The sequence below is a fragment of the Parahalioglobus pacificus genome (assembly GCF_014652275.1).
Lineage (GTDB): Bacteria > Pseudomonadota > Gammaproteobacteria > Pseudomonadales > Halieaceae > Parahalioglobus > Parahalioglobus pacificus.
This window is the reverse complement of sequence record NZ_BMYM01000001.1, coordinates 981,896-1,008,403: the sequence shown is the minus strand read 5'-3', so window position 1 is coordinate 1,008,403 and position 26,508 is coordinate 981,896. Positions and strand designations below refer to the sequence as shown.

The following is a 26,508-nucleotide window of genomic DNA, read 5'->3' as shown; positions in this document are numbered from 1 at the left end:
CGTATTCACTTACAGTCACAATCACCATAATCATAGGACATCACCATGGCGAAGCTATCTTTAGGTCTACAATTGGGATACTGGGGAGCGCAGCCCAACCCAAACTTTGTGGCACAGGCGCAGTGCGCAGAAAAACTCGGCTTTGACTCGGTGTGGGTAGCGGAATCCTGGGGCAACGACTGCTTTACACCCCTGGCCTGGATAGGCGCGCAGACTTCCTCTATACGGCTCGGCACTGCGGTCGCGCAGTTGTCTGCTCGTACACCCACTGCGTGCGCTATGGCCTCGCTGGCTTTGGATCATATGTCTGGCGGAAGAATGATCCTCGGGCTGGGCGCCTCCGGGCCACAGGTTGTCGAAGGCTGGTACGGACAGCCCTACGCCAAACCGGTAACCCGTACCCGCGAGTATGTGCATATCATTCGCCAAGTACTGGCGCGAGAGGCGCCCGTCACCAACGACGGTGAGTTTTACCCGCTGCCCTACCACGGTCCGAACAGCTGGGGCATGGGCAAACCGTTGAAGCCTATCGTGCACCCTCTGAGGGAAGATTTGCCAATTTTCATTGGCGCGGAAGGTCCGAGAAATGTCACCCAGACCGCCGAAATCGCCGATGGCTGGCTACCGCTGTATTACTCACCCTATCGCCAAGAGGTATACGCCGACCAGATCAGTGGCGCGAAGCCCGGTTTCGAGGTATCGCCGATTGTCTTGGTGAACGTCCATGACAACGTTGAAGAGGCGCTCTATCCGGTGAAGGCCATGCTGGGATTCTACATCGGTGGCATGGGCTCCAAGGCACGCAATTTCCACAAAGAACTGATGTCGCGCATGGGCTTCACCGACGAAGCGGAGCAGATACAGCAGCTGTTCTTTGAGGGAAAACGCGACGAAGCGATTGCCGCGGTGCCCTCGCAGTTTGCCGATGAGATTTCGCTGTGCGGACCGAAGGAGCGTATCGCCGAAAAGCTCAAGGACTGGGAAAACTCCCCGGTGACGTCGCTGTTGATCAGTGGTGACGAAACATTGATGCAAACCATGGCAGAGCTCACACTCTAAAGCAGAACCAGTAACTCGCCACAGCCACTGGGGGCCGTCATGGATTCGACCTATCCGCCAGCGTACAAGCGCTATGTGCTATTGATGCTGACGCTGGTCTACGCCTTCAACTTTATCGACCGGCAGATTCTGGTGATTCTGCAGGAACCGATAAAAGCCGATATGGGCCTCAGCGATGCCCAACTCGGATTGCTCAGTGGATTCACTTTCGCAGTGATTTACGTCACTGCGGGAATTCCAATTGCCTACTGGGCTGACCGTGGCAATCGCCGGAATATCGTGGCTCTGTCCCTGACCGTATGGAGCAGCATGACGGCCATCTCAAGCTTTGTGCAGAACTATGCGCAGCTGCTGTTGGCGCGACTGGGGGTTGGACTTGGTGAAGCCGGCGGCAGCCCGCCGTCCCACTCCATCATCAGCGACTATTACCCGCCTGAGCAACGCGCCACTGCCCTCTCCTTTTACTCGACCGGTATTTATGCCGGAATACTGCTGGGCTTTGCCTTTGGCGGCATTATCGCCGACAGCTTCGGCTGGCGAATGGCATTCCTGGTGGTTGGCTTGCCCGGCGTTTTGTTGGCCGTCGTCCTACGATTAACGGTGAAAGAGCCGCAACGCGGTCGCTATGACGGCAATGCGATCAGCCACAAGCCTGGGCTCAAAGAGACCCTTCACATACTGCGCATGCGGCCCTCGTTCTGGTACCTGTCCCTGGGCTGTGCACTATCGGCCTATGTCACCTACGGAAATGGTAACTTCTTTCCCTCCTATCTGATTCGAAGCCATGGCATGTCACTGTCTCAGGTGGGGCTTGTGCTGGCGCTGCTATCGGGCATCACCGGAGCAATTGGCACCTTCCTGGGTGGCTACATTGCCGACCGCTTAGGCGAGCATGAAAAACGCTGGTATCTGTGGGTGCCAATGTGGGGCGGCCTTATCGGCTTTTTGCCCTACTTCTATGTGCTACTCGGTGACAATACCGCGGGCATCCTGGCCACACTGGCCTTTGTGAATATCGTGACCACTGTATATCTCGGCCCGTCCATAGCTGTGTCGCATACGCTGGTACCGCCGGCCATGCGTGCGATGACCTCTGCCATACTGTTTTTCGTACTGAATATGATCGGCCTTGGCCTCGGCCCTCTATTAACGGGCATCCTTAGCGATTCGCTGGCGGCGACTTATGGGGCAGACAGTTTGCGTTATGCCATGGCGATTACTGCCGCAATCGGCGGGCTGGGCCTGGTAATGTTTTACCTCGGAGCAAAGCAACTGCCTCGGGACCTGGCCAGAGCAGCCAGCCAGAAGCCGGCCGACTAAGCCGACAACTCGGAAAGCACCGGCCAGCGGTCGACAATACTGCCGTTACGCACCGCGAGCAAATCACTGAATTGGAGCAAAACAGCCTCGGACTGAGTGGGCCTCAGGAAAAGATAATCATCAACGCCGATATCTACCTTCTCCGAGGCGTTGTATCCCTGCTGGTTTGAGCTGACGTACGCAAAGTGCGGTGTGATGCCCGGGGGTGACTCGACCTTGGCCATCCACTTACCACCGTAAGCAAAGTAGGTCTGGCGCTTGTTGACATCCCATGCGCGAATCAACGATCCCGCCGATTCTAATGCTGGCAACTTTGACCCGATCAAGCGTTTCAACACCGGCGTTGCGATGTAGCTCGCGGCCTCGAAGTCTCCGAGAATCGGCAGGTCGAAATCTGTCGGCTTGACCAGGCAGGAGCCTGCCGCTACTTCGTTAATCTGTTCCTGCCCGTCGTAAAGGCGAAAGGTGGGACTGCCCGCTCCGTTGAAACAAAGGTCAGGGCGGTACAGCTGCGGGAAATCGGCCTGAAGCAAGTGCACTGCCGCCGCGTAACGCTGTTTTACTTTCGCCATTTCCCGTTCCGCCAGCACTGTCGGAATGGCCGACACGTGAGCGTCGTAGCCCATGAAACCCGTCAACGCGAGATGATCCGAATTATCCGCAATGAGCCTTAGTGCAGAGTACAGCCCTGAATCTGGTTCAAACCCTCCGCGATGCAGGCCTACGTCCAATTCAAGATTGATGCCCAGCCGCTCGCCCCGGTCCTGCGCCAGTTGCAGGTATTGCGCCATGCGCTCTGGCGTATCAACCAGCCACTGTAATTGACGCTCCGGATCAAAGGGGCCCCGATGCTCTTGGTAAAACTTATGTGCTGCCGCAATGGGCATGGGTTTTCCGAGCAGCAGGTTGCTCTGGGGCTGTTGCGTTGCCATGGCCTGCAAGAACGGGCGATGAAACACCATCTGGCTCTGGGTGCCTGCGCGCTTGGAGACATAGTCGACCAGCGGTGCGCTGGGGATCGACTTGGTAACCACGCGATAATCCTTGTGAGAGCCCTCGGAAATCGAGGCGACAAGCCTGTCAATATTTCTATCCAGCCGATCCAGATCGATGATCAGCGACGGCTTATCGATGCCTGCCTTCTGCAATGTGCTGTTGAGAGAACGGAAATAGTCCGAGTAATGTCCGCCTTTGTCTGAGGGGCGTAATGCTGCGAGGCCTGCGACCATCGCCGCCGAGCCTGCCAATAATGCTCTTCGCGACAGGGACACCTAAACCTCACCGAACACATGCTTGAGGTGCGCGTTCATCATTCGGCCCTCCGGGTCCAGAGATTTGCGCACCTCTTGAAAGTCCTGCCAGTGGCGCGGGTATAGCTGGGAAAGGCGTTCAGCATCCAGGGTATGAATCTTCCCCCAATGGGGGCGCCCATCGTACTTCCAGAATATGGGCTCTATTTCTGCAAAGGCCTTCTTATAGTCGAGATCACCGTACTGATGAATCGAGATGGAACACCCGTCACGCCCCTCAAACATGGAGAGCCAAATGTCGTCGCCCTTCACATAGCGATACTCGAACGGGAATGACAACGGGATCCGCTCTTTACGAATCTTGGCCATGATTTCCTGCATGCAGGCAGGGCCTGCCTCCGCCGGCACCGTGTACTCCATTTCGCGAAAGCGAACGATGCGAACATGCGAGAACACCTGAAAACTCTTTCCGGTTCTGACAGTCTCGCCCGCCTCGCCCATCGCTATTTGAAGCAGCTTGTCATACAGGGCCGAACCAACCAACGGCACCCATGCCGTCGCATCAAATGCAGCACGCAGGGAGTTAACCGCCTGGGGATCTTCTTCCCCGACATTTTTGTCCCCGGGCTTGGCTTCATTGGTGGTAACAGTAAGAATGAGGTCAGAGTAAGGGATAGTAAAAAGTTCGAAATGCCGATTGTCCTTAACGCGATCCTCCAGCGTAGACCAGACCTCCTGTGCAGGCGCTACGCCATTGACCTCTGTCAGGTTAAACGGCGCCTGGTTCTGCAGAGTCACTTCGCTGACGATACCCAGGGCACCCAGAGAGGTACGGGCCGCCTGAAAAATCTCCGGGTTTTTATCGGCGCTACACTCAATGACGTCACCGCCGGGGGTCACCAACTTCATGGCCACCACGTACGATGAGGTGGAGCCAAACTCGGCGCCGGTGGCGTGAACGGAACTTGCAATAGAACCTGCGATGGTCGGGTAATCCATGTCCGGCAAATTCGGCATGGCCTGGCCAACGGCATCCAACAACGGCCCAGAATCGTGCAGCGTGGTGCCCCCTAACAGCGTCGCCTGCATCGTTGCCGGGTCATGTGCAACCAGTCCGGAGAGTAGGTCCGTGGATACCAAGGTGTCATCAGTGGGCACCACGGCACTGAAGGAGTGACCCGAACCTACAGCCCGGATGACGCCCCTGGCTGACTTCATCACATCGACCAGCTGTTCCGTGGTTGCCGGCGCCTCGCGCCACTGCGGGTAGCAGTGTTCGTTTCCCGCCCAGTTTATCCAAGGCACGGGTTCGCCAGGGGTGAACGAGATGGGCGACTGTGGCTCCGTATCTACCTGATCACAGCCGGTTGTCGTACCCACGACAGCACCGGCGCCCAATAGTGCTGATTGCCGTAAAAACTGCCTACGCTGCATTAATTCTTACCCTCCTCTGGATCGGGGAAACCTGCGGCAAAACGCGTCAGTACGCGTAAATCCTTCTCATCGCATGCGCTGCAGTAACCCAGTGGCGGCATACCGCGAATACCGTGCACAACGTTAACGAGAGTTGCGTCCTCGCCCTGATCAATCACGCTCTCCCAGTCTTCCGGCACTCCCACTTGAGGCGCTCCCGTGTGAGGCTGGGCGTGGCACTGCACACACTTTGAGATAAACAAACTGATCTGACGTTCATCTGGGGAAGCGAATACCGTAGGCACGGCAACTACCGCCAGAACCGAGCACAGAGACTGGATCAAATTCCACTTGGACACACTGACCATCACCACCCCTTTTTTCCGCACGGGTCATCGTTCACATACTTCCCAGGACTGTGTATCGGACAGCCCTGCGTCCGCATTATTTTTTCAAAACGATAACACAGATCGAGCCACTGGAAGTTTCACACCCTCGGCTAGCGCCCTAGTGTGGCCTGGCACTCGCTGAGGTCGCCCACGCGCTGTCTCTCTGCAGCTCTGTCACTTGAGTTAAGTGGTAGCTCGCGACCCATCTGACTTTGGCAACGAGCAAATAATTGACCCTACAATAGCCGCAGATCGAGCAGGCCTTGATACACAGACTCGGCAAGGGCTTCATAACCCTCGGCATTCGGGTGAATAGGATCTGCTCGCATTTCTTCCTGCGACAGGACCTTCGACAGCGCTTCTTCGATCAGGGGTATACCATTCTCCTCAGCAAGCTCGGCGTATATCTCGCTGTCCTTGAGAGCGCCAGCCCTGGCTCGAATCAGGGAAAACCTCGGCACGGCCATGAGGATGGTTCTGGCCCCGCTTGCCTCTATGACATCAATAAGAGCTTGTAGGTCTGCCTTCACCAGTGATTCGCTGCGCTGACGCAGAAAGTCATTACCCCCAAGCTCGAGTATCACTGCATCGGGGCGATGTTGCTCCAGGGTCGACAGCAGACGCGGTTTTGCATCACGGGCAAGCTCGCCGGGCAAACCCGCATTAACAATCTGCCAACCAGTTTTTCCCGAAAGATGCTCGGTGTATGCCTGAGAAGGCTGGGCACCTGTGCCATAGGTAATGCTGTCGCCAAATGCCAGCACCTGACTATCAGTCAGCAGGGGCGCGTAGCTGGGCTCGGGATCGCAGCCGAGCAAGACCCATGCAAAAAGGCCGACGAACGTCGGCCTGAATAACAACACGCTATATCGTGAAATCAACTGCGCGGCTCGCCCCAGGCGTTGGCTTCGGTTTCGCTGGGCTGCACATAAAACCAGATCAGGACAAGACCGCCCAACAGCGGAATTAAACCAATCAGCACCCACCAACCACGCTTGCCAATGTCATGCAGTCGGCGCACAGCCACCGCCAGGGTTGGCAAAAATATGGCCAATGAAAATAGCGAGCTCAGCGGCTGGCCGGCATCAGGTGCAAAGGCTTCAAAACCAAGGGCGGGAGCGACAATCGCACCATCGATTATGGCAAGCACTACACCGATAAGCACCAGCGCCAATACCCAGTACCAATACTCTGAGCGCACTGCCCTGCCACCAAAATTGACGTACTGGCTCAAGACTGATTTAACGGCTTCTGCGAATCCCATAAGCGTCAATCGTCATGCTCGTGATGATGGTGGTCGTGATCGTCGGCCATAGCAACATGATGATGTTCATGCTCACTGGCGTGGCCGTCGTCGCCGTGATGGTGTTCATGCTCGTTGGCGTGGCCATCGTCGCCGTGGTGATGCTCGTGTTCGTTTTTATGAGTATCGGCAGCCAGTGTTGTGACTGGCGCGACAGCTAATGCCGTAGCAAACACTGCCGCGACGGTTGCTGATTTAGGCGTGATGCTCATTTCATGCTCTCCCCCTTTGAGGCACTTATCTCAGGCTAGACCTGATGGGGAGCTCTGTCCAATCACAGAGACTGCGGCAGATAAGTGCAAAAACAAAAAAGGGCCCCTGCGGGACCCTTTTGTTTTTGGCGGAGGGGGAGGGATTCGAACCCTCGATACGTTTCCGTATACACACTTTCCAGGCGTGCGCCTTCGACCACTCGGCCACCTCTCCGAAGGGCGCGAATCATACCACAACCCACCCTATTGGCCAGCCTGAAACCGTTAAAAAATGGCGGCTGGCGCCACGCTATTGGCGCCCCCAGTCATGCGCTCAGGCAACGGGAACTATGACAATCAGTACAGGCCTGATAGAGGGAGAATTGTCATGAAATCACCTAGCAAACAGCGCAGCGTATGCGCGGTAAAGGGACGCAGTATCCATTCAGCCGATCGGCGTGAAAAACTGGTGCGCGAACTGTCGAAAGGCAATGCTCTGGCGGCAGAAGAGCTCAGGTTGTTATTGCGCGTACCGGCTTTGTTCCCGCGTTACGCGGCCTGATCATCCAGTGCTACTGCCGGTTCATGCGACCGGCGTACGCAGCCCCTGGCAACGTTGAGCGCCAGGGGCAAATATCCAATCCGCCCCTACGGGTATACAAGGCCTGCACTGATAACTGTGTCGGCGCGTAGACCGACATCAAGTCAATGAAGATTCTCTCCACGCATTGCTCGTGAAACTCCTGGTGCGTACGAAAGCTGATGATGTACTCCAGCAGAGAGACCGGGTCGATGGCAGCGCTTTCATAGGTAATACAAACGGTGGCCCAATCTGGCTGACCCGTCACCGGGCACAAGGAACGCAGCAGGTGGCTATTCAATGCGACAGCGCCTGGTTCAGCTGCAGAATCAGACGGACGAAGGATATCCCTCCCCGGCTGCGACCACTGCTGCGTGGGCTGGAGGCCGTCGATGTTTGTCCCCGCCGCAGACTGTCCAGCGAATACCGCGTCGTCCACCGTCCACAGGGCGACATTCACCGGAGCCCCCGCCGCTGCCGACAGATCCTTCTCAAGGGAATGCACGACACTGCTTTCGTCGGCGATGTATTCGCCGTTGAACGAATTCAAGTACAGCTTGATAGATTTTGATTCCACAAGGTTTGGGGAGTCCGCGGGAATGGTGATGCGCCCTACCCTGACCTGGGGTTTACCCGTCTCATCCAGCCATGACACTTCGTAGGCATGCCACACATCCTCGCCAAAGAATGGCAGACTATCAGCCACTCCCAAAGACTCCCGCGCACTGCTGCGTGGAATCGGGTAAAGAATCTCCGGCGAATAGTGCTCTACAGCGGCAACGTTTTTGCCGAGTAAAAGGCCCTTGTCATTCTCGTCAGCCATGCTAGCTACTGACGTAAGCGGGTGCCGGTGTTGAGCAAGTACATGCTGTAGCCATAGGCCAACACTGTAAAGAACCCGATCATTCCCAATGCGAATGGCAGGCTGACATCGCTGACACCCAGCACGCCATAGCGGAATGCATTCACTACATACACCAGCGGATTGAGCTTGGATACATTCGCCCAAAACTCAGGGAGCAAATCCATCGAGTAGAACACACCGCCCAGGTAGATCAGCGGCGTCAACACGAAGGTTGGAACGATAGAGATATCGTCAAAGCTGTTGGCAAACACCGCATTAATAAAGCCTGCGAGTGCGAACAATACGGATGTCATCAATACGACCAGAACAACCAAGGACAGGTTGTGGATGGTCAGATCAGTGAAGAACAGCGATACGCCAGTAACAATGACTGCCACCAACAAACCGCGACTGACGCCACCTAGCACATGCCCCATCAGGATGATGTAATTCGGTGTCGGCGACACCAGCAGTTCTTCGATACTGTTATTGAATTTGGAGCCGAAGAAGGACGACACGACGTTGGAGTAGGAATTGGTGACAATGGCCATCATGATGAGGCCAGGCACCACGAACTGCATATAGGTGAATCCGCCCATATCGCCAATGCGCGAGCCGATCAGGGTGCCGAAAATCACGAAATACAGCGACATGGTTATCGCCGACGGCAGCAGGGTCTGCGTCCATATTCGCAGATAGCGACGGACTTCCTTGCGCAATATGGTCATTAGCGCGATGTACTGTTCTCTCAAGCTCATGCGGCGCTTTCCACCAGATTCACAAACATTTCCTCCAGGCGATTGGTGCGATTACGCATACTCGATATGTGTATCCCCTGACTATCCAGCGCAGTAAACACATCGTTTATATGTTGTCCCTTCTCAACCTCGACCTCGAGGGAGTGGTCATCCGTGCGCTGCGACTTGAAGCCGGCTATGTCGATCGTCTCTGGCAAGACTTCGACGGTATCAAGTATGAACACCTCTTTGTGCAACTGCTTGAGCAAGTCGCGTATGGAGGTATTTTCCACAATGTTGCCGTGATTAATGATGGCAATGTTGCGGCACAGCGCTTCCGCCTCTTCGAGATAATGTGTCGTCAAAATAATTGTGGTGCCCTGCGCGTTGATGGTTTGCAGGAAATCCCACATTGAGCGACGCATCTCGATGTCAACGCCGGCCGTGGGCTCATCGAGAATCAAGAGTTTGGGTTCATGCACCAGCGCCCGGGCAATCATCAGGCGACGCTTCATGCCGCCGGACAGCATCCGCGACTGCGTATCGCGCTTGTCCCAAAGACCCAAGGCTTTCAGGTATTTCTCCGCACGCTCGCGTGCCAGGGCATTGGGCAATCCGTAATAGCCGCCCTGATTCACCAGTATGTCGAAGGTCTTTTCGAACTGATTGAAATTAAACTCTTGTGGCACGATGCCAATGAATTTTTTAGCCGCCGGAAAATCTTCGTCGATGTCGACCCCATGAACATGCACACTGCCGCCACTCTTGCTCACCAATGAGCACACGATACCAATAGTGGTGGATTTACCCGCGCCATTCGGACCCAGCAAGGCAAAGAAGTCGCCCTGCTCTACTTCCAGGCTAATGCCCTTGAGAGCTTCAAAGTCATTGCCGTAAACCTTGCTCAGGTTTTCGATTTTTAGTGCTGGTATCATTTGCGGTTAACGGTGTTCGCGTGAAGCGCGCCATTGTACCTGTAATTAGCGAGGCAAACGACCAAGCCATGGACGACACGCGCTACCTGCAACACTGCACGGCCTTACTGGAAAACTTCTCCGCGGATCTCAGCCAGAGGACCCAATCCCTCGGGCAAGAGGACAGCCTTAGATTGTTGGCTGAGCGCTTGAAGACGCTATCCGGACACCACGATGCCCTCTATGAAGAGGCACCGGCCCTGGTGGAGCGACTGTTTGTCACCTACCCCGATTTTGCACCCCTGTTCCCTCGCGATTTGCTGTGGTTTCTGGGCGGAAGTTGCCTGCATTTCCTGACGGATGATGAGATTCGCATCTATCAGGAACTGGACACAATGCGATCGGACGCAGCGCAGCAGGGAGAGACGCTGGACCTCATCGAAGCCCGCGCTAAGCTTTTGAAGTTGCAGTAGAAAAAACCCCAGCAGCCACACCCAAAAAGGCTTGACGTACATCAGGGGGCTACCTACAATGCGCGCCTCTCGAAAGAGACCTATGCGTCCCCTTCGTCTAGTGGCCTAGGACACCGCCCTTTCACGGCGGGAACAGGGGTTCGAACCCCCTAGGGGACGCCACTTTCTTCCGCGGCGGCGGTTAAAAAGCGCAATTGCGGGAATAGCTCAGTTGGTAGAGCGCAACCTTGCCAAGGTTGAGGTCGCCGGTTCGAACCCGGTTTCCCGCTCCAATCTTTTAAGCACCCATTGACGCATCATCATCGGTAGCGAAAGCCGGTTCGAAGTGGACCGCCACCCCGGCCGTTTCCCGCTCCAACCTCTCTACCCCAGCTGTATCTCACTCAGTCCCTTCGCTCTCGTCCAATTTGATCGAAAGGCTGTTAATGCAGTACCTAAGCCCAGTGGGTGCAGGTCCGTCAGGGAATACATGCCCGAGATGCGCGCCACACTTTTTGCACATTACTTCGGTGCGGATCATGCCGTGACTGGTATCGCGCTCTTCCTGAATCGCACCGTCCTGGGTGGGCTGAAAGAAGCTGGGCCAGCCGCAGCCGGCATCAAACTTGGTGTCAGAGAGAAACAGGGGCTCACCGCAACACCGGCAGTGATACACACCGTCCTTTTCGCAGTCCCAATACTCGCCCGTAAAGGCCCGCTCTGTGCCCTTCTCCCGGCATACGTAGTACTCGTCCGGCGTGAGTTTGTCGCGCCAGTATTCATTGTCTTTCATGCAGTTCTGCCTCGTTGACATCTTTTAGTACACCCACCGGCCCTACGCGATACAGCAGGTAATCATCGTAGCCCGTTAGAATGGTGTGAACACTATAGAGTGACCGATCCAGATCCGGGTCATTGGTATCGACCAACAGCGGCCTACCCTCCAATGCGGCCAGCTTGGTACGGGTTGCCACAATACTAATGTTTTCAACGCCAACCGCCCGAATCACGGCCGGCGAGAACTGTTGATTACCTCGCCCAAAGATATGCCCCTGCCCACCAATCGCCGTGACGACAATGCGGCAATGGTCATGGCTGTTGGCATAATCCAGTAATGACTGTGCATCTACGTCGGCGGCTACAAGCTCTCCCGCCTTGACGATATCGACGCCAAGCAGTGTATTTTCCAGGCCCAGAGCCTCCATGATCGCGGCCACCGTCGATCCAGGCCCCATCAGGTAACTCACCTCGGGCGACAGGGAATCTGCCATCCAGGCAGCAATATCAGCCGCCACCAACGCCTGGCTTTCGCGGCCGGCCACCTTGGTCTGCTGCAAATAGAGCCCCTCTCCAGGCACCCACATGTCACCGTAATACCGCGTCTTCACACGATCAGCGCGGAAAGCCTCCTCATCGATATCACGGACTTCACGTAAATTGCCGCTGACCAGGCCACCCGTCACGAGCCCGACCAGGAGTTCACCGACGGCCTCAGGAGACACGGCGAAGACGCCTGAGTGCATCTTTACCCCTGCCGGTATTCCCAGCACTGGTAAGGTCTGTCCCAGCACGTCGTAAACATCCCTGGCAGTGCCATCGCCACCGGCAAACAACAACATGTCCACGCCGTAATCGCGAAAGGCCACCACCGCAGCACGGGTATCGTCAGAGCTCGTGTGGTCCACATCGTCAGGGCTGAACACGGTCTCAACACTAAACCCCATCCCAGCCGCCACCTGCGCACCCATGGCTCCGCTACAGGTGACAATGTGTATTAGATCTGCATAGGGTTTTAGCGCTGACAAAGCGCGTTGCGCTCGTCCTTGTGAGCGAGCCCGGTCTTCCTTCGAGAGTGTTAATGCCCGTTCACGCAGCGCATCGCCATCACTGCCCTTCATCGCCAGGGCACCGCCCAAACCCGCGAAGGGATTCACCAGAAGGCCCAATATCAACCTATTGGTAGTTTCAGCGCTCATGGACCGTCGCCGTATTGCAGTTGCGTCAACATTCCTCCAAGCGCTGTAACAGCAGCATTACCGGCATCATCCTGCAGTAAAACTGCGCCCAACTCTCGCCTGACGCGGTATTGCTTGCGCAGTGCATCAAAGCCTTTTGCAGCGTCTGGCTGAGCCACGACCTCGCGCAACAGGCGATCGTCCTCGCGAATATCATAGACCTGCGACACCAGCGTTCTCAATGCGTCGGCCAGTGACGCACCAGACCCAAGGGACACCGGCAGTGTCGGTAAATGCTGAAGCCTGCCGGACAGATTCAAGTCACAACTGCGCGCCATCGCGCCAAGAATGTGTTGCGTACCGCGCCATTTCGCATCCTGACTGTAGCCTGCGATGTGGGCACTTCCCAGAGCACAGTGATTGAGCAATTGAGCGCTGACAGATGGCTCGCCATACCACACATCGAGTACCAGTGTCGGTGCGGTGCCATTTTCGCACGCCGCTAGCAAAGCATTCTGATCAATCACTTCGCCACGGCTGGCATTGATCAACAGACTGTCAGCGGAAATTCGGGATAAGCATTCTTGGCTCAGCAGGCCGCAGCTCGGCCAGGGTGACCTGTCATGCAACGATGTATGCAATGTGATGACATCGGCGCTCAAAACCTCATCCAAGGACGCACTCGCAGGCACTTCACCCTCTGGCAGCCAGGGGTCGTGAACCAACACACGGACACCCAACGCAGCAAACATGCCTTGCACCCGGCGGCCCACGTGCCCATAGCCCACAATACCCAACGAGCCCCCAGCGGCTAACCGCTCCCAAAAATCAGCGACAGCCACTACCGCCGCAAGCACGTAATCTGCCACCGCTACAGCATTGCAACCGGGGGCGGCACTGAAGGCAATCGCGTTCGCGGCAAGGGCCTGCTGGTCGATGTGCTCGTACCCTGCCGTCGCGGTGCCTACGAATCGTAGCGCGGTTCCCGCAACCATCTCAGCACCCACACGCGTGACTGACCGAACAAGCAGCGCATCAGCATCAATAAGGTTTGCTTGATGAATATCCCTGCCCGGCATGGCATGGCACTCGGCTATCCCCTCTAGCGTCTCCTGTACGCCCACCAGGTTCTCGTCAAAAACAATACGCAGCACACTCATTCCCCCGCCCTAGTTGCGGCATGAACGCGTCTTATCAGCGCGGACGGGAGGCCCCAGGCTGCCAGCCGCGAGGTGAGCGAATCGCGCTGCGCCTCTGAGATACTCAGCCTGTCAGGCATACAGACGCCCTCCACCTCAGAGTGCAACGTTGCCAGCTGCCGCGACACCAAAACCTGCTCCCAACCCTCCTGCAGCCGCGTCGCTGCGCCGGCGGCCCCTCGCATCGGAAGGTCTGCAACGCCGTCAATGGCGCCGGCCAAGGCATCCAAACTTTCAAAGTGTTGTAACAGCGTTGCCGCGGATTTGGGGCCGATACCCTGCACACCGGGTATATCGTCAACGTTATCGCCCACCAGTGTCAGGTAGTCGGCAAACTGCTCCGGCCAAACGCCAAACCGCTCATAAAAAGCGTGCCGGTCGATCTCGCTGGACGCCGACAAATCCCACCAGCGATCCTGGGGTTTACGCAAAAGCTGGCCCAGGTCTTTGTCCCGCGTAACAACGGTCACCGCGTAACCCTGCTCGCGACCAATGGTCGCGAGTGTTGCGATATAGTCATCTGCTTCATAGCGCGGACCTGCGTAACAGGAAATGCCTAAATCCTCGCTAACCTGCCTACAGGCCTTCAACTGAAAGGCGAGTGCCTCGTCGGGCAACTCCCTGCTGGCCTTATAACCCGGGTAGATCTCGTTGCGAAAGTTGGTGCCAAGGCTCTCGTCAAAGGCGGCGGCAAGTAGCGGTTGTGGACCTATTTGGGCGATGAGATCCAACAGCGTCGCGACATAGCCGTACACCGCATTCAGCGGCATACCCTGGGGCGTGAACCACCTATCCGGCATCGAAAAATACGCCCGAAAAATATAAATCGATGCATCGAGCAGATACACCCGCCCTTCGCTCACCGAACGGACACTCGCGCAGTCTTCGCCATCGACAACGAGACGGGCTCGGGCTCGGGCTGCCACAGCATGGGCAAACACGTACTACAGAAGTCCGTACTGAACTCCACTGCCAGCGCATCGGCAAAGGTGGCCGCTCGAGACGGCAGACCTCTCGCATGCAATGCCCTGCTCTCCTCATAGACCTTGTCCATGAATGCATTGCGCTGCTGAGCAGCATCACGACTTGAGAAGTCATCCAAGCTGGGTTGAAACGCAAAACCGCAGGCATGACTGAGATACCACTCGAGTGCTTGCGGCTTGGCCTCGACCGCAAGAAAGGCCTGCTGCTGTTGCTCGCTGCGTCCCTCTGGCGCATACCAGTAGCCGAAATCGGGTAGCTTTCTGCGCTCGGGCCCGGCTATACACCAATGGGCAATTTCATGCAGTGCGCTGGCAAAGTAGTCTTCCCGGTAGTACAGCCGGTGCAGTTCATCCTGGCGCTCCGCCGGCGCATAGAAGGGTTCATCGGCACCGCCCATGAGCACCGTGTTCTCACATATTCGAAAACAGCTCGAAAACACCGCCTCCAAACGCCGGCTGGCGAATGGCGTTTTATGATCAGGCATCTTCATCGTCACACTTCTCGACAAGGTAGCGAAACTCGCTTCCGATCTGTTCAGCGCTGATTAAGGTATGGCCGAGGAAATGACAGAATTTTGGAATGTCGCGCTCGGTTGCCGGGTCGGTCGCAATCACCTCGACGCACTCACCGACAGCCATATCGCGGATCGCGTTATGCAGTAGCATGACAGGCTCCGGGCAGTAGAGACCGGTAGTGTCCAAGGTGCGCGACTGTAACTTAGCCATGGCTATTGTCTGCCTTCAGCCACTGCGGCGCATGTTCAGCGGGCACCAGATCCCACTGCTCAAGATCCACATCCACGATTAATACGAGTTCGCCGTTGTCGAGTTGTTTTTGCAGTGAATCGCGCTTTTCGGCCAAGGTCATTTCCCGCAATCCGTAATCCGTACCATCACGAGACGCGAACTCGTCCAGCAAACCTGTCAATGCCTGCGGTGACAGATCACTCGCAGGCACTGCAACGCGCTGAGACAATTCTCAGGCTTCAAGCTTAACGAACAGCAGCGTCATGCGATCACTCTCACCAATCGCTTCGTACTTTGCTCGATTGGCCTCGTCACCGCGCAAGGCCGGTGGCAGATTCCACACGCCGTTGGGGTGGTCCGCCGTATCTTTAGGGTTTGCGTTAACGTCGGATGCCGCCTCGAAACTAAAGCCTGCTTTTGCTGCCGCTGCCTTAACGAAGGCCTCAGTCACGTAGCCTGTTTTTTTCATGGTCTCTACATCAGTGCCGGGCTTGGCGCGATGCTGGACCAAACCCAACTTGCCGCCAGGCTTAAGAGCGGTGAACGCCGCAGCGAGAACCTGATCCAGGATATCTCCCCTCATCCAGCTATGGACATTACGAAAGCCCACAATAAGGTCTGCGCTGCCAGCCGGCGCCACGGTGGTTTCAGCCGGTGGCTGCAATTGCGTAACCACAACATCGCCATAGAGATCCGCGTCGTTACCCAGTTTCTGCAGATACGCGCCGAGTGAGCGCCGGTAGTAAGCACTGGGGCCGTTCAGACCGTGATGAGCGGCGTAGTAGGTACCATTGTCTTTCATGAGCGGCACAATCACTTCGGAGTACCAGCCACCACCCGGGGACAGTTCTACAACGCTCATACCGCTTTCGATACCGAAAAACTCCAGTGTGGCGCGCGGATTGCGGGATTCGTCACGGGCGCTGTTCTTTGGGTCGCGCTGCTCACCGTTAAGCGCGGCATCCCAATCCAGATCTGCGGCTGCGGGCATCGCCAATGCAGCGGCAAGTAACAAGGCATACCTTTTCATGGTCATAGTCCTTCTGCGTGTTTGAGTAGCGCGTTAATATACGGGCTGAAACTGAGAAAGTGGAGCCTGATCGGTGACAACAGCTTATATCGTAACCTTCATTGGCGACGACCGCCCCGGGCTCGTCGAGGAATTGTCCAGCGTAATAGATAGCAACGGCGGCAATTGGCATGAAAGTCGCCTTTCGCAGCTAGGTGGCAAGTTTGCAGGACTCGTGTCGGTGTCTCTACCCAAGGACAATGGGCCCGCACTGGAAGAGGCGCTGCGCAATCTCGCAGACAGCGGCATTAGCGTCAGGGTAACGCCAACGGCGTCACTGCAGGCTCCGGCATCAGGAAAACCCGTTACCCTGGATGTCATCGGCCCGGACCGGCCCGGTATCGTCAAAGAGGTCACTCGAAAGCTGGCCGAGCATTCAGTGAACGTGATCGACATGGACAGCCAGATAAGCAGCGCGCCCATGAGTGGTGAACTACTGTTCCATACCCGCATCCATGCACAGGTTCCCGAAGCACTGTCCTGGGAGAGCCTGAGCGACGAGTTGGACGCCATCGCCAACGAGTTGACCCTGGACATCGACCTTGAAGAGGTCTGAAACGCTAGTCGCCCCGCTTAAGTAGACGGCGTAAGCCCACCCAGAGGGCCGCAACCGTGGCCGCTGAGAGCATAATGGCGAGCAACATCAGCACGGCTGCGCCAAACAGTGACAGTATCTCGTCGCGGCTGATACTGAACTGATCCGCCGCTGTGTAGACCAGAAGCGCCAATGCACATACACCTAAGGCGATGCGCAGGGTAAAACGCCTGGCTGATTTGCTCACTGACCTTGTGGACTCAGGGGGTTGGGGCTTGCGCGGCAATGACTGGCGTGCGCAAGGCCACGTCGGCATTTTGGCCGCGGTGTCGTAATACATGATCCATCAACACCAGAGCTAACATCGCCTCGGCAATAGGCGTTGCGCGGATCCCCACACAGGGGTCATGCCGACCATGGGTCACCATCTCCATTGCATTGCCGTCTCTATCGATGGTGGCACCGGGCTGCCGAATACTGGAGGTGGGCTTAAGCGCCAGGCTGACAGTAATATCCTGGCCGCTGCTGATACCACCCAGCACACCACCCGCGTTGTTGCCGACAAAACCTTGCGGCGTGAGTAGGTCTCGATGCTCACTACCCTGCTGTTCAATGCTCGCAAATCCAGCACCCAGTTCCACGCCCTTAACCGCATTGATGCCCATCATGGCGTGTGCAATGTCGGCGTCTAGTCGGTCGAATACCGGCTCGCCCAGACCTGGCGGCACACCGGTGGCGACCACGTTGATACGAGCACCGACAGAATCACCGCGCTTGTTGAGCGCAGCCATGTAGTCCGCCATTTCCTCCACTTTGTTAGGGTCGGGGCAGAAGAACGGATTGGCTTCAACCGTATCCCAGTCCAGCGCCTCAGCACTGACCGGACCCAGTTGGGCAAGGTAGCCGCGCACTAAAATGCCGTAGCGCTCTCGCAGGTATTTCTTGGCGATAGCACCTGCGGCAACCCGCATTGCTGTTTCGCGTGCGGACGACCGGCCACCGCCACGATAATCTCTGAAGCCGTACTTTTGATCGTAGGTGTAATCGGCGTGGGCTGGACGAAAGGTGTCCTTGATATTGGAGTAATCCTTGGAGCGTTGATCGGTGTTTTCTATCAAAAGACCGATAGCGGTACCCGTTGTACGACCCTCAAAAACGCCAGAGAGAATGCGCACCTCATCGTCTTCACGGCGCTGTGTTGTATAGCGATTCTTGCCCGGCTTTCGGCGATCCAGGTCTATCTGCATATCGGCACTGGACAGCTCCAACCCCGGCGGGCATCCATCGACCACGCAACCGAGTGCAGGCCCATGGCTTTCACCAAAGGTAGTGACGGTAAACAGTTTTCCGAAGGTATTTCCTGACATAGCAACCCCGCTTCAAGCGGCGCATAGTATACGGCGATCAGCTAAGACTTGCTGTGGAATCTTGCAGGGTTTGTGCATCCAACGCGAACACACCGTGCCCGCCCTCGGAAAACTCAAGCCATGTAAAGGGTACCGATGGATAAGCCGCCTCCAAAGCTTCCCAGCTGTTACCCACCTCGACCACCAATAGCCCCCAGGGCTGCAAGTACTCGCTCGCACTGGCCAGGATTTTTCGCGTGATATCTAGGCCATCTGCACCGGACCCCAAGCCCTGTGGCGGTTCGTGATGGTATTCCATCGGCATATCCGCAAGATCCTGTGCATCAACGTAAGGGGGATTACTCAGAATGATATCGAAACGCTGACCCTCCAGCGCTGCGAAAAGATCCGACTCTACCGTGATCACTCGCCCGCCCAGGTGGTGTTTATCAATGTTCTCCCGGGCGAGGGTCAGGGCAGCGCTGTCCAAATCCGTCAACACTACCTCGAGCTGTGGGTCGTGCAAGGCGGCCGCGATACCAATGCTGCCGCCGCCCGCGCACAAATCCAACAGCCGCCTCGGCTCAGGCCCTGCATACCACGGGGCATAAGCTGATTGAATCACTGCAGCCAAAGGCGACCTGGGCACCAGCGCACGCGCATCGCTGAGGAATTCGATACCGGCAAACCAGGCTTTGCCGGTGAGATACGGCAGCGGCACGTGCTTTGAAATCCGCTCTCTCAACCACCGTTCTATTTGTCCACTCTCAGCCTCGCCTACAGGCTGCTCAATCACCGAGCGGTCGCTGTCAGCCGGCAGCGAGCAGGCGGCGAGTACCAGCTGCACTGCTTCATCCCAGGGATTATCAGTGCCGTGACCGTAAAACACATCGCTGGCCTCTAGCTGCCGACAGGTATCTTCAATGGCATCGCCGATGGTGATCATGGATTGGTCGTCCTGCATGGGCGCATTCTACGGGCCGGCGGGTCGCGTTGCCTAGCGACCTGGGGGTTGCTACCCTCCTCAACAACGATAATGAGTGAATATCTGCATGGAAAATCATTGGGCCAGCATTATTGCCAGCATCGGCGAAGACCTGGACCGCCCCGGGCTGGTTGACACACCCAAACGTGCGGCAAAAGCCTTCGAATTCCTGACCCGCGGCTATCACCAATCCGTTGAGGAGGTAGTGAATGGCGCCCTCTTCCCATCTGACTCCAGTGAAATGGTGCTGGTGCAGGACATCGAATTGTACTCCCTGTGCGAGCATCACCTGCTGCCGTTCATCGGCAAATGCCATGTCGCCTACATTCCTACCGGCAAAGTCCTGGGCCTATCCAAAGTTGCTCGCATCGTGGATGTATTTGCGCGGCGGCTGCAGATCCAGGAAGCTCTCACAACACAGATTGCTGAAACCATCATGGCCGTCACTCAGGCAGAAGGTGTAGGTGTGATCATTGAGGCCCAGCACATGTGCATGATGATGCGAGGCGTTGAAAAACAGAACTCGGCTATGAAGACCTCTGCAATGCTTGGCACCTTCCGCAGTGAACAACCAACCCGGGAAGAGTTTCTATCGCTGTTGCAGTTAAGGCGTTAGCGATTCCTCTCCCAGAAGCTCAATGTGAACATACTGTCGATCCGCCGTGCGCATCGCCGCATACACCAATAGACGGGTACGCGGGCCCTGCACACCCTCGTCGGTCGATGAGCTCTCGTTGAGGGCGTACACACGGTAGCGCTGCGCCTCCGCGCGACCGTACAGGATGCGCTCGCCGAACACCCGGCTCGCCCACTGCGATCCACTGCCACAGGCCCTGCCATCGCACTCGAACAGCAAGCGCACGTCGCTGGCATCCTTCAACTGGTTATCCAGATCCTCAACCAGCTCAGCTGATGTGTATCCATCTAGCACCTGCCAGGTTGCCCGTGATAGCTGACCCGTGATGCGCTCACTGTGCTTGAAACGCCAGCGGCCATCACTCTTTTGCAGAGCACCCAGACCCACCTCATGATTGCGAACTGCCATCGACGCATCTTTGACCGGCTCCAGAAAATCCCCCACCGCAAGCTGGGCCATAAACTCATCAGCCGTATCTGCACGGGCAATAGTGCCGAGTAGTAATGGTGTGCAGATCAGCAGCCGAAAAAAAGTACAACTTATCGAATTACAGCTCACTGGACAGAAACCTCCTTACCCTGTCAGCCACGGCGCCTACACTTTCCTCCATGTGAAAATGGTGGCAGCCCGGCAAAGTCTCCAACTGCAAGTGACTAATCCCGGCACTTGCAGCTGCGGCAATCTGCGGATGCTGTGCAAGCCCCTCACGAGCCAAAAGCAGAAGCGTGTGTGCGTTTATGGTGCCTAGCAAAGTATCAACTTGCTGACGGGTAAATTTGCTCGCGGAGGCACCGTACAGCCGCGGGTCGGCACTCCAGGCCAGCCCCGCCTCACTTTCCCGAGTTGCTCTCTCTACCAGCAAGGCCGCCGAGGCCTCACTCAAGCCCTTACGCACCCTTGCCATTGTAGCGCTTTCCAGATCCGGCAATTCCCGCGGTGTGCGCGCCATTAACGGCGACCGCTGTTCAAGGAAACGCGTTAACTGCTGGGCAGCTTCATCATCGCCCAGTGGCTCCGGTATCACAGCATCCAGCAACACAAGCCGGCGCACACGCTGCGAGCAGGCAGCGGCGAATACCATAGCAATAATGGCGCCGCGGGAGTGACCCATAAGGTCAAACTGCTCCCAACCAAGGGCATCGACGACCCCGAGAATCTGCGGCAGGTCGTCCCAGATGTTGTAGGTGGCATCGGGTGATCGCCAAGCGCTTCTGCCGTGACCTGTGAGGTCTATGGCCACCACCCAGTGATCAGGCAGCAACGGAGCTAGCCGGGCAAAACTGTTGGCATTATCCAGCCAGCCATGCAATGCTAGTAACGGACGCTTTTTCTCATTACCCCACGCAAGCCCGGCTATTCGAAGCCCGTCGACCTCCCAGGCCATTTCTCGGGCCACTGTCACTGCATCGCTCCGTAGTAAGGGGGCAGAGCCCAGAATAAACAGTCCGCCATTGCTGGAGCGACCACTGGGGCGCGAAGGCAAGCGAAACCACCCGGCGACAACGGCGCCACCCGGGTATCGCCCAGCAAATAGTCAATCAACTGGGAGACAAACGGCTGGTGGCTCACCAGCAAGATGTGGCGCTCATCACTGTAGTCCACCGATGCGTTCAGCCAGTCCGCCACGGCACTGATAGACGCGCCAGGCTGCAGACGTGACTCATCCATCGCGGGCAACAAGCCCTGCTGCTGTAATATACTCGCCGTTTGCCGTGTGCGGCACCAGGGGCTGCACCAGACCTCCGAGGGCTGTGGCAGTGCCCGCGCCTCAAGCGCGCGTACGAACTGGCCCACGCCGGTAATAAGCGCACTGGCCCCGGATGACGTCAGCTCGCGCTGACGGTCGCTGCGGGCGCTGCCAGCCTCTCCATGCCGCCAAATCGTGATCAACATGCCTAGCTCGCTACAAACTCAACGTCACGGGCCACTTCCGTAAACATGATGTCACTGAAGACTTCCGACACCGGTCGATGTTCGTACAAAATACCGTATAGGCCGTTAACCAGGGGCATGGGAACACCCCGCCGGTCAGCCTCTGCCTTCACCAGACCCAGGGTATTGATGCCCTCAGCCACCTGATCCATACCAGCAAGAACCTCCGCCAGCGGCTGCCCTTTGCCCAGCCCGTAGCCCACACGGTAGTTCCGCGACAAGGGTGTACTGCAGGTCACGATAAGGTCGCCTACACCCGACAAGCCGAGGAAGGTTAATGGATTCGCACCCAACTCCACAGCAAACCGTGACATCTCAGCCAATGCCCGGGTTAACACCATGCCAATGGTGTTTTCGCCAAAATCACGCGCATGGCACAGGCCAGAGAGTATGGCGTAGATGTTCTTCAGTGCGCCGCCGAGCTCGACACCATAGACATCGCTAGAGCTGTAAACGAGAAAACTGTCACTGTGCAGGAGGTCATGAATGCTGGCGTTAACCGCTGAATCAGGACTGGCTGAGACGCAGGCAGATAACTGCCCGGCAGCAATCTCACGCGCCAGATTAGGACCGCTGACAACAGCCCGCGGGTTGTGCGGCAATTCCTGTGCAAGCACTTCGCTCATCAGATGAAAACCACCGGGCTCGATACCCTTTGTCAGGCTCACAACGACCACACTTGGGCCAATTTGCACGGCGACATCTTTAACAACAGTGCGGAACGATGCGCTGGGAACGGCGACGAAAACCGTATCGATGCCATTGAGCGCATCACTGAGATCCAGCGTCGCGGTCACGCGTTCATCGATGGTGTAACCCGGGAGATACTCGTCGTTCTCTCGCCGCTCATTAATCGATGCTGCCAGTGCAGGATTGCGTAGCCAGAGGGCGACCTGATTGCCATTGCAGGCCATGGTGTTAGCGATCACGGTGCCGAAACTACCGCCGCCGAGTACGGCGACCCTGTGCCGTTCGGGCATGCCCTATCCTTGTTATGGTTATGTGGTGGCGCAGTCTAACAGACACAAAAAAAGCGGGCACAAGGCCCGCTTTTATTTTGTCTCAGTGGTCTCAGGAACCGGCCAACTGCAGCAATAGCTTGTTAAGCTTTGACACATAGGCTGCGGGGTCGCTGAGCGTTCCACCTTCCGCCAAACTGGCCTGGTCAAAGACCACGGTAGCCAGATCGGCAAAGCGATCTTCATCGGACTCGCCATCGAGCATCTGAATTAACGGATGCGAGGGGTTAATCTCGAGAATAGGCTTCGACTCGGGAACCGCCTGCCCGGCGGCCTCCATGATGCGCTTCATCTGCGCGCCCATGTCGTAGTCACCCACTACAAGACAAGCTGGGGATTCCGTCAATCTGGCTGTTGCGCGCACTTCCTGAACCTTTGCTTCCAACACCGTCTGAATGCGGGCCACCAGGTCTTCGCTGTCCTTCTCTAGCTTCTCCTGCTCGGCCTTTTCCTCCTCCGAATCGGAGGCAAGCTCCAGCGCGCCGCGAGCCACATCTTTCAGCGGCTTGTCATCGAAGCTCTGCAAATGATTCATCAGCCAGTCATCAACGCGGTCTGACAACAGCAGCACTTCAATGCCTTTCTTACGGAACACCTCAAGGTGCGGTGAATGCTTGGCCGTATTGAAGTTCTCAGCTACGACATAGTAGATGGCGTCCTGACCTTCCTGCATGCGCTCGACATAGTCTGCCAGCGACTGATCCTGCGCTTCAGTATCCGTGTGTGTGGTGGCAAAGCGCAGCAAACCTGCCACCTTCTCTTTGTTGGCAAAGTCCTCAGCGGGACCTTCCTTAAGCACTTGCCCAAACTCGGACCAGAACGCTGCATAGTCGTCTGCAGAGGACTTGGCCATCTTGGCCAGCATATCGAGGACGCGCTTGGTAATGGCCGAGCGCATAGAGTCTACGGCGCCATCCTGCTGCAGAATTTCCCGAGAGACGTTCAGCGGCAGATCATTCGAGTCGATAACACCTTTTACAAATCGCAAGTAAAGAGGCAGAAACTGCTCAGCGTCATCCATGATGAAGGTGCGCTGCACGTACAACTTCAGGCCTCGTGCCGTATCCCGCTGCCACATATCAAAGGGCGCTTTCGCGGGCAGGTAAAGCAGACTGGTGTATTCCAGCTTGCCCTCAACCCGGTTGTGACTCCACGACAGTGGGTCCTGGAAGTCGTGGGAAATGTGCTGATAGAAGGCCTTGTACTCCTCATCGGACACTTCACTACGGCTGCGTGTCCACAAAGCCGTTGCTTCGTTAACCGCTTCGTACTCCCTGGGGGCAGTCTCAGCGTCCTCTTCGCCCTCGGGAACCGGCTTCTCAGGCTCCAACATCATCACCGGCACCGAGATGTGGTCGGAGTACTTCTTGATCACACTGCGTACGCGCCATTCGTCCGCAAAATCAGAACAATCGTCTTTTAGATAAAGCGTAATAGCCGTACCGCGCTGCTCGCGCGGCTGCTCACTGATAGTGAAATCGGCCTCACCGCTGGATTCCCAGACCACGCCGCCATCTGCGCCTTCACCGGACTTGCGCGTATGAACACGCACCTTATCGGCAACGATAAAGGCCGAATAGAAGCCCACGCCGAATTGTCCGATCAATTGCGAGTCTTTTTGCTGGTCACCGGTCAAGTTCTCGAGAAACGCTGCGGTACCGGACTTCGCAATCGTGCCGAGGTTCTCGATGACCTCATCGCGGGTCATACCAATACCGTTATCAGTAATGGTGAGCGTCCCGGCATCCTTATCGACGTCCACCTGAATGGTGAACTCGCCCTGCCCCTCGAGCACGCTGTCATCCGCCAGCGCGGCAAAACGCAGCTTGTCGATGGCGTCGGAGGCATTTGAGATCAGCTCACGCAGGAAGATTTCCTGATTGCTGTACAGGGAGTGGATCATCAGCTGTAACAGCTGTTTGGCTTCGGTTTGAAAACCGAGAGTTTCGCTCTTCGCGTCGGCGGTCATGATGGCCTCGTTTAAATTTGAAGTCCAAGGAGGGGTTTTCACCTTTTATGGGGCGTTGTACTTGAATTTCAAGCCCCTGACGTCGAAAGTAGCGTGGAGCGCAATTATAAGGATAAGATACGATGCGAAAGTTCTCTTTTATTCTCTTCTTGTCAGCTTTGGCAATTATTGGCTGCAGCGACAGCAGCGATCGCCGCGACACACCGGTGGAGCCCCCACTGCCGCCAGAACCCGAGTTCTTAGAAGTTCCGTCACCCACCGTTTCGGCACCGCCCGACGAGGGCGCGATCACGCTGATCAGTACGTTTTTCAGCTTTGAAGACGTTGGATTTCAGCAAACCGAGTTTTTCCTCTCTGGCACTGCCACGTCATTCACAAATGTGGGTGAACTGGGCGAGGATGGCCGCTGGGAAGCGGAGCCAGCCGAAGAAGCGGAATACATGACTCGCGTCGTCGTTTACCGGCCCATTGAGCCAGCCGATTACAGCGGCACGGCAGTCATTGAGTGGCTGAACGTGACCTCCGGCTTTGATACGCCCGTTGGCTGGGGCTCTGGGCATGTTGAGGCGCTAAGACGCGGCCATGCCTGGGTCAACGTGTCCGCTCAGATTGTTGGCATCGAGGGTGTGGAGAATGCCACCCTGCCTCTCGCATTGAAGGTTGCCAACCCTGAGCGTTACGGCGAGCTTAACCACCCCGGTGACTCTTTCTCCTACGATATATTCACCCAGGTGACTGCGGCTGTGCGTGACACATCGCCAGAAGGCATTATGGGCGGACTGGACACCAATGTGCTGATTGCAGCCGGTGAGTCTCAGTCCGCCTCGCGACTGCTTACCTATATCAACGCGGTACAACCGCTGTATGGCGCCTATGACGGCTTTCTGGTGGACAGCCGTTACAACAGCAGCCAGCGTCTGTCACAACCCCCACAGGCAGAGATCCTGCCCCCGGAGATCGTGCGTTTCCGTGACGATATCGCTGCACCGGTCATCAATTTCCAGGGCGAGACCGATGTTATTCCCCTGAGCGCCGTGGACGAGCGGCAGCCTGACAGCGAAAACTTCAGGCTCTGGGAGGTCGCTGGCGCGGCCCATAACGACAACTACCAGCTCGTAACCGGCCGCTCAGATATTGGTGAGGGTGCCGAGTTTGCACTGGTGGTAGAGAACACCAGTATCCTGGGCGCCATCCAGTGTGACGTGCCCATCAACTCAGGGCCTTACGCCTGGGTCTATATGGCCGCCCTGCGAAACCTTGAGACCTGGGTTCGCGAAGGCACACCGGCGCCGGAAGCCGAGCGACTGGCCACGCTCGATGATGATTCCGATTACGTTTACGACGATGTGGGTAACGTACTCGGCGGCGTGCGCACCCCCTACGTAGATGCCCCCGCCGCCCGAATTTCAGGCGAAATTGTTTCAGAGGGGAATGGATGTAGGCTTTCTGGCACCACAACCCTGTTTGATGCCGCTACCATGGCCAGCCTATATGTTGATAGGCAGGGCTATATCGATGCGGTCGACGAGGCCACCGAAGTTGCCGTTGCTGCGGGGTATATTCTTGACGAGGATGCGGTGCGCATCCGTGCCGCAGCAGCGTTGCAATGGGACGCGCTGGGTATCTGAGACACCCGCACATATCCCGATCATAAAAAAAGCCCGGCAGCATCAATGACGG

Annotated in this window: 32 protein-coding genes and 3 tRNA genes; 10 read left to right on the top strand and 25 right to left on the bottom strand. The window is 56.7% G+C overall.

The window, feature by feature from the left end:
- Positions 1 to 45 precede the first annotated feature (45 nt).
- Together IE089_RS04680 and IE089_RS04675 are read left to right on the top strand one after the other, a co-directional pair.
- Positions 46 to 1,059, top strand: a complete 1,014-nt coding sequence (locus IE089_RS04680) for an LLM class F420-dependent oxidoreductase (RefSeq protein ID WP_189475599.1) — start codon at positions 46 to 48, stop codon at positions 1,057 to 1,059.
- A gap of 39 nt (positions 1,060 to 1,098) precedes the next feature.
- Positions 1,099 to 2,379: a spinster family MFS transporter gene (locus tag IE089_RS04675; protein WP_229802583.1), complete on the top strand. Its 1,281-nt coding sequence runs from the start codon at positions 1,099 to 1,101 to the stop codon at positions 2,377 to 2,379.
- Here IE089_RS04675 and IE089_RS04670 read toward each other — a convergent pair.
- The 5 genes from IE089_RS04670 to IE089_RS04650 all read right to left on the bottom strand — a co-directional run bounded on the left by IE089_RS04670 (position 2,376) and on the right by IE089_RS04650 (position 6,695).
- The gene (locus tag IE089_RS04670) at positions 2,376 to 3,650 is read right to left on the bottom strand and encodes an alanine racemase (RefSeq protein WP_229802582.1); all 1,275 of its coding nucleotides are present in this window, start codon (positions 3,648 to 3,650) and stop codon (positions 2,376 to 2,378) included. The two genes, IE089_RS04675 and IE089_RS04670, sit on opposite strands and share 4 nt — an antisense overlap.
- Complete coding sequence (locus IE089_RS04665; RefSeq protein WP_189475597.1) at positions 3,651 to 5,063, bottom strand: D-arabinono-1,4-lactone oxidase; 1,413 nt, start codon at positions 5,061 to 5,063, stop codon at positions 3,651 to 3,653.
- Complete coding sequence (locus tag IE089_RS04660; protein ID WP_229802681.1) at positions 5,063 to 5,410, bottom strand: c-type cytochrome; 348 nt, start codon at positions 5,408 to 5,410, stop codon at positions 5,063 to 5,065. The genes IE089_RS04665 and IE089_RS04660 overlap by 1 nt, the downstream gene beginning before the upstream one ends.
- A gap of 257 nt (positions 5,411 to 5,667) precedes the next feature.
- Positions 5,668 to 6,294: a GDSL-type esterase/lipase family protein gene (locus IE089_RS04655; protein WP_189475593.1), complete on the bottom strand. Its 627-nt coding sequence runs from the start codon at positions 6,292 to 6,294 to the stop codon at positions 5,668 to 5,670.
- Between the two features lie 14 nt (positions 6,295 to 6,308).
- Positions 6,309 to 6,695, bottom strand: coding sequence for a DUF805 domain-containing protein (locus IE089_RS04650; protein WP_189475591.1), 387 nt, complete (start codon positions 6,693 to 6,695; stop codon positions 6,309 to 6,311).
- Positions 6,696 to 6,709: 14 nt separating this feature from the next.
- On the opposite strand from IE089_RS04650, the gene IE089_RS04645 reads away from it, so the two are divergent.
- The gene (locus IE089_RS04645; RefSeq protein WP_189475589.1) at positions 6,710 to 6,895 is read left to right on the top strand and encodes a hypothetical protein; all 186 of its coding nucleotides are present in this window, start codon (positions 6,710 to 6,712) and stop codon (positions 6,893 to 6,895) included.
- Between the two features lie 177 nt (positions 6,896 to 7,072).
- Here IE089_RS04645 and IE089_RS04640 read toward each other — a convergent pair.
- Positions 7,073 to 7,160: transfer RNA gene (locus IE089_RS04640), tRNA-Ser, on the bottom strand.
- 153 nt (positions 7,161 to 7,313) lie between these two features.
- Between IE089_RS04640 and IE089_RS04635 the strand changes: the two genes are divergently transcribed.
- Complete coding sequence (locus tag IE089_RS04635; RefSeq protein ID WP_189475587.1) at positions 7,314 to 7,487, top strand: hypothetical protein; 174 nt, start codon at positions 7,314 to 7,316, stop codon at positions 7,485 to 7,487.
- Positions 7,488 to 7,497: 10 nt separating this feature from the next.
- On the opposite strand, the gene queF is transcribed toward IE089_RS04635, so the two are convergent.
- Genes queF through IE089_RS04620 form a run of 3 tightly spaced genes read right to left on the bottom strand, consistent with a single transcriptional unit; the run spans position 7,498 to position 10,021 of the window.
- Entirely contained in the window at positions 7,498 to 8,328 is an 831-nt protein-coding gene (queF, locus tag IE089_RS04630) for an NADPH-dependent 7-cyano-7-deazaguanine reductase QueF (protein ID WP_189475585.1), read from the bottom strand.
- A 5-nt stretch (positions 8,329 to 8,333) separates the two neighbouring features.
- The gene (locus IE089_RS04625; RefSeq protein ID WP_189475584.1) at positions 8,334 to 9,107 is read right to left on the bottom strand and encodes an ABC transporter permease; all 774 of its coding nucleotides are present in this window, start codon (positions 9,105 to 9,107) and stop codon (positions 8,334 to 8,336) included.
- Positions 9,104 to 10,021 (bottom strand): ABC transporter ATP-binding protein, encoded by a 918-nt coding sequence (locus IE089_RS04620; RefSeq protein ID WP_189475582.1) that lies wholly within the window; start codon positions 10,019 to 10,021, stop codon positions 9,104 to 9,106. Before IE089_RS04620 ends, IE089_RS04625 begins: the two co-directional genes overlap by 4 nt.
- On the opposite strand from IE089_RS04620, the gene IE089_RS04615 reads away from it, so the two are divergent.
- The 3 genes from IE089_RS04615 (at position 10,009) to IE089_RS04605 (ending at position 10,745) form a co-directional block, all read left to right on the top strand.
- Complete coding sequence (locus IE089_RS04615) at positions 10,009 to 10,473, top strand: PA2817 family protein (protein WP_189475580.1); 465 nt, start codon at positions 10,009 to 10,011, stop codon at positions 10,471 to 10,473. The two genes, IE089_RS04620 and IE089_RS04615, sit on opposite strands and share 13 nt — an antisense overlap.
- A gap of 86 nt (positions 10,474 to 10,559) precedes the next feature.
- A tRNA-Glu gene (locus IE089_RS04610) sits at positions 10,560 to 10,635 on the top strand.
- A 34-nt stretch (positions 10,636 to 10,669) separates the two neighbouring features.
- Positions 10,670 to 10,745, top strand: a tRNA-Gly gene (locus IE089_RS04605).
- Positions 10,746 to 10,852: 107 nt separating this feature from the next.
- Here IE089_RS04605 and msrB read toward each other — a convergent pair.
- The 8 genes from msrB to IE089_RS04565 are packed head-to-tail and all read right to left on the bottom strand — an operon-like array spanning position 10,853 to position 16,372.
- On the bottom strand, positions 10,853 to 11,245 hold the full coding sequence (msrB, locus tag IE089_RS04600; protein WP_189475578.1) for a peptide-methionine (R)-S-oxide reductase MsrB: 393 nt from the start codon (positions 11,243 to 11,245) through the stop codon (positions 10,853 to 10,855).
- Complete coding sequence (locus IE089_RS04595; protein WP_189475576.1) at positions 11,232 to 12,428, bottom strand: ATP-NAD kinase family protein; 1,197 nt, start codon at positions 12,426 to 12,428, stop codon at positions 11,232 to 11,234. Before IE089_RS04595 ends, msrB begins: the two co-directional genes overlap by 14 nt.
- A complete protein-coding gene (locus tag IE089_RS04590) occupies positions 12,425 to 13,561 on the bottom strand; it encodes a 4-phosphoerythronate dehydrogenase (protein ID WP_189475574.1) in 1,137 nt (378 codons plus the stop codon). The genes IE089_RS04595 and IE089_RS04590 overlap by 4 nt, the downstream gene beginning before the upstream one ends.
- Before the next feature lie 2 nt (positions 13,562 to 13,563).
- The gene (locus IE089_RS04585; protein WP_268247992.1) at positions 13,564 to 14,454 is read right to left on the bottom strand and encodes a 5'-3' exonuclease; all 891 of its coding nucleotides are present in this window, start codon (positions 14,452 to 14,454) and stop codon (positions 13,564 to 13,566) included.
- 11 nt (positions 14,455 to 14,465) lie between these two features.
- On the bottom strand, positions 14,466 to 15,074 hold the full coding sequence (locus tag IE089_RS04580) for an elongation factor P hydroxylase (RefSeq protein ID WP_189475570.1): 609 nt from the start codon (positions 15,072 to 15,074) through the stop codon (positions 14,466 to 14,468).
- Positions 15,067 to 15,315, bottom strand: coding sequence for a sulfurtransferase TusA (tusA, locus tag IE089_RS04575; protein ID WP_189475568.1), 249 nt, complete (start codon positions 15,313 to 15,315; stop codon positions 15,067 to 15,069). Before tusA ends, IE089_RS04580 begins: the two co-directional genes overlap by 8 nt.
- Positions 15,308 to 15,565: a YheU family protein gene (locus IE089_RS04570; protein WP_189475565.1), complete on the bottom strand. Its 258-nt coding sequence runs from the start codon at positions 15,563 to 15,565 to the stop codon at positions 15,308 to 15,310. The genes tusA and IE089_RS04570 overlap by 8 nt, the downstream gene beginning before the upstream one ends.
- Positions 15,566 to 15,568: 3 nt before the next feature.
- Complete coding sequence (locus IE089_RS04565) at positions 15,569 to 16,372, bottom strand: class I SAM-dependent methyltransferase (protein WP_229802580.1); 804 nt, start codon at positions 16,370 to 16,372, stop codon at positions 15,569 to 15,571.
- Positions 16,373 to 16,439: 67 nt separating this feature from the next.
- On the opposite strand from IE089_RS04565, the gene IE089_RS04560 reads away from it, so the two are divergent.
- Positions 16,440 to 16,961, top strand: a complete 522-nt coding sequence (locus tag IE089_RS04560; RefSeq protein ID WP_189475563.1) for a glycine cleavage system transcriptional repressor — start codon at positions 16,440 to 16,442, stop codon at positions 16,959 to 16,961.
- Positions 16,962 to 16,965: 4 nt separating this feature from the next.
- Here the strand turns inward: IE089_RS04560 and IE089_RS04555 are convergent, their stop codons facing one another.
- The 3 genes from IE089_RS04555 to prmB are packed head-to-tail and all read right to left on the bottom strand — an operon-like array spanning position 16,966 to position 19,250.
- A complete protein-coding gene (locus IE089_RS04555; RefSeq protein ID WP_189475562.1) occupies positions 16,966 to 17,187 on the bottom strand; it encodes a hypothetical protein in 222 nt (73 codons plus the stop codon).
- Between the two features lie 13 nt (positions 17,188 to 17,200).
- Positions 17,201 to 18,307, bottom strand: a complete 1,107-nt coding sequence (gene aroC, locus IE089_RS04550) for a chorismate synthase (protein ID WP_189475560.1) — start codon at positions 18,305 to 18,307, stop codon at positions 17,201 to 17,203.
- Between the two features lie 37 nt (positions 18,308 to 18,344).
- Positions 18,345 to 19,250, bottom strand: a complete 906-nt coding sequence (prmB, locus tag IE089_RS04545) for a 50S ribosomal protein L3 N(5)-glutamine methyltransferase (protein ID WP_189475559.1) — start codon at positions 19,248 to 19,250, stop codon at positions 18,345 to 18,347.
- Positions 19,251 to 19,338: 88 nt separating this feature from the next.
- On the opposite strand from prmB, the gene folE reads away from it, so the two are divergent.
- Entirely contained in the window at positions 19,339 to 19,887 is a 549-nt protein-coding gene (gene folE, locus IE089_RS04540) for a GTP cyclohydrolase I FolE (RefSeq protein WP_189475558.1), read from the top strand.
- Here the strand turns inward: folE and IE089_RS04535 are convergent.
- From IE089_RS04535 to htpG, 5 genes are all read right to left on the bottom strand, one after another.
- Positions 19,876 to 20,367 (bottom strand): DUF4892 domain-containing protein, encoded by a 492-nt coding sequence (locus IE089_RS04535; RefSeq protein WP_189475557.1) that lies wholly within the window; start codon positions 20,365 to 20,367, stop codon positions 19,876 to 19,878. The two genes, folE and IE089_RS04535, sit on opposite strands and share 12 nt — an antisense overlap.
- A gap of 88 nt (positions 20,368 to 20,455) precedes the next feature.
- The gene (locus tag IE089_RS04530) at positions 20,456 to 21,310 is read right to left on the bottom strand and encodes an alpha/beta fold hydrolase (RefSeq protein WP_189475556.1); all 855 of its coding nucleotides are present in this window, start codon (positions 21,308 to 21,310) and stop codon (positions 20,456 to 20,458) included.
- Positions 21,307 to 21,801 carry a SixA phosphatase family protein gene (locus IE089_RS04525; RefSeq protein WP_189475555.1) on the bottom strand — a complete coding sequence of 165 codons (495 nt, stop codon included), beginning with the start codon at positions 21,799 to 21,801 and terminating at the stop codon, positions 21,307 to 21,309. The genes IE089_RS04530 and IE089_RS04525 overlap by 4 nt, the downstream gene beginning before the upstream one ends.
- A 2-nt stretch (positions 21,802 to 21,803) precedes the next feature.
- Positions 21,804 to 22,820, bottom strand: a complete 1,017-nt coding sequence (locus IE089_RS04520; protein WP_189475553.1) for an NAD(P)H-dependent glycerol-3-phosphate dehydrogenase — start codon at positions 22,818 to 22,820, stop codon at positions 21,804 to 21,806.
- 91 nt (positions 22,821 to 22,911) lie between these two features.
- Positions 22,912 to 24,828, bottom strand: a complete 1,917-nt coding sequence (htpG, locus tag IE089_RS04515; RefSeq protein ID WP_189475551.1) for a molecular chaperone HtpG — start codon at positions 24,826 to 24,828, stop codon at positions 22,912 to 22,914.
- A 122-nt stretch (positions 24,829 to 24,950) separates the two neighbouring features.
- On the opposite strand from htpG, the gene IE089_RS04510 reads away from it, so the two are divergent.
- Complete coding sequence (locus tag IE089_RS04510; RefSeq protein WP_189475549.1) at positions 24,951 to 26,456, top strand: alpha/beta hydrolase domain-containing protein; 1,506 nt, start codon at positions 24,951 to 24,953, stop codon at positions 26,454 to 26,456.
- The last annotated feature ends 52 nt before the right edge of the window (positions 26,457 to 26,508 follow it).

Coding starts and splice junctions, on each gene's coding strand:
- IE089_RS04525 (WP_189475555.1), bottom strand. CDS start 21,801: ATGTTGATCACGATTTGGCGGCATGGAGAGGCTGGCAGCGCCCGCAGC.
- IE089_RS04680 (WP_189475599.1), top strand. CDS start 46: ATGGCGAAGCTATCTTTAGGTCTACAATTGGGATACTGGGGAGCGCAG.
- htpG (WP_189475551.1), bottom strand. CDS start 24,828: ATGACCGCCGACGCGAAGAGCGAAACTCTCGGTTTTCAAACCGAAGCC.
- queF (WP_189475585.1), bottom strand. CDS start 8,328: ATGGCTGACGAGAATGACAAGGGCCTTTTACTCGGCAAAAACGTTGCC.
- IE089_RS04510 (WP_189475549.1), top strand. CDS start 24,951: ATGCGAAAGTTCTCTTTTATTCTCTTCTTGTCAGCTTTGGCAATTATT.
- IE089_RS04520 (WP_189475553.1), bottom strand. CDS start 22,820: ATGCCCGAACGGCACAGGGTCGCCGTACTCGGCGGCGGTAGTTTCGGC.
- IE089_RS04565 (WP_229802580.1), bottom strand. CDS start 16,372: ATGACCATGAAAAGGTATGCCTTGTTACTTGCCGCTGCATTGGCGATG.
- IE089_RS04635 (WP_189475587.1), top strand. CDS start 7,314: ATGAAATCACCTAGCAAACAGCGCAGCGTATGCGCGGTAAAGGGACGC.
- IE089_RS04660 (WP_229802681.1), bottom strand. CDS start 5,410: ATGGTCAGTGTGTCCAAGTGGAATTTGATCCAGTCTCTGTGCTCGGTT.
- IE089_RS04580 (WP_189475570.1), bottom strand. CDS start 15,074: ATGCCTGATCATAAAACGCCATTCGCCAGCCGGCGTTTGGAGGCGGTG.
- IE089_RS04620 (WP_189475582.1), bottom strand. CDS start 10,021: ATGATACCAGCACTAAAAATCGAAAACCTGAGCAAGGTTTACGGCAAT.
- IE089_RS04675 (WP_229802583.1), top strand. CDS start 1,099: ATGGATTCGACCTATCCGCCAGCGTACAAGCGCTATGTGCTATTGATG.
- IE089_RS04595 (WP_189475576.1), bottom strand. CDS start 12,428: ATGAGCGCTGAAACTACCAATAGGTTGATATTGGGCCTTCTGGTGAAT.
- IE089_RS04645 (WP_189475589.1), top strand. CDS start 6,710: ATGCTCGTGATGATGGTGGTCGTGATCGTCGGCCATAGCAACATGATG.
- IE089_RS04625 (WP_189475584.1), bottom strand. CDS start 9,107: ATGAGCTTGAGAGAACAGTACATCGCGCTAATGACCATATTGCGCAAG.
- IE089_RS04535 (WP_189475557.1), bottom strand. CDS start 20,367: ATGGCCCAGCTTGCGGTGGGGGATTTTCTGGAGCCGGTCAAAGATGCG.
- prmB (WP_189475559.1), bottom strand. CDS start 19,250: ATGCAGGACGACCAATCCATGATCACCATCGGCGATGCCATTGAAGAT.
- msrB (WP_189475578.1), bottom strand. CDS start 11,245: ATGAAAGACAATGAATACTGGCGCGACAAACTCACGCCGGACGAGTAC.
- folE (WP_189475558.1), top strand. CDS start 19,339: ATGGAAAATCATTGGGCCAGCATTATTGCCAGCATCGGCGAAGACCTG.
- IE089_RS04650 (WP_189475591.1), bottom strand. CDS start 6,695: ATGGGATTCGCAGAAGCCGTTAAATCAGTCTTGAGCCAGTACGTCAAT.
- aroC (WP_189475560.1), bottom strand. CDS start 18,307: ATGTCAGGAAATACCTTCGGAAAACTGTTTACCGTCACTACCTTTGGT.
- tusA (WP_189475568.1), bottom strand. CDS start 15,315: ATGGCTAAGTTACAGTCGCGCACCTTGGACACTACCGGTCTCTACTGC.
- IE089_RS04665 (WP_189475597.1), bottom strand. CDS start 5,063: ATGCAGCGTAGGCAGTTTTTACGGCAATCAGCACTATTGGGCGCCGGT.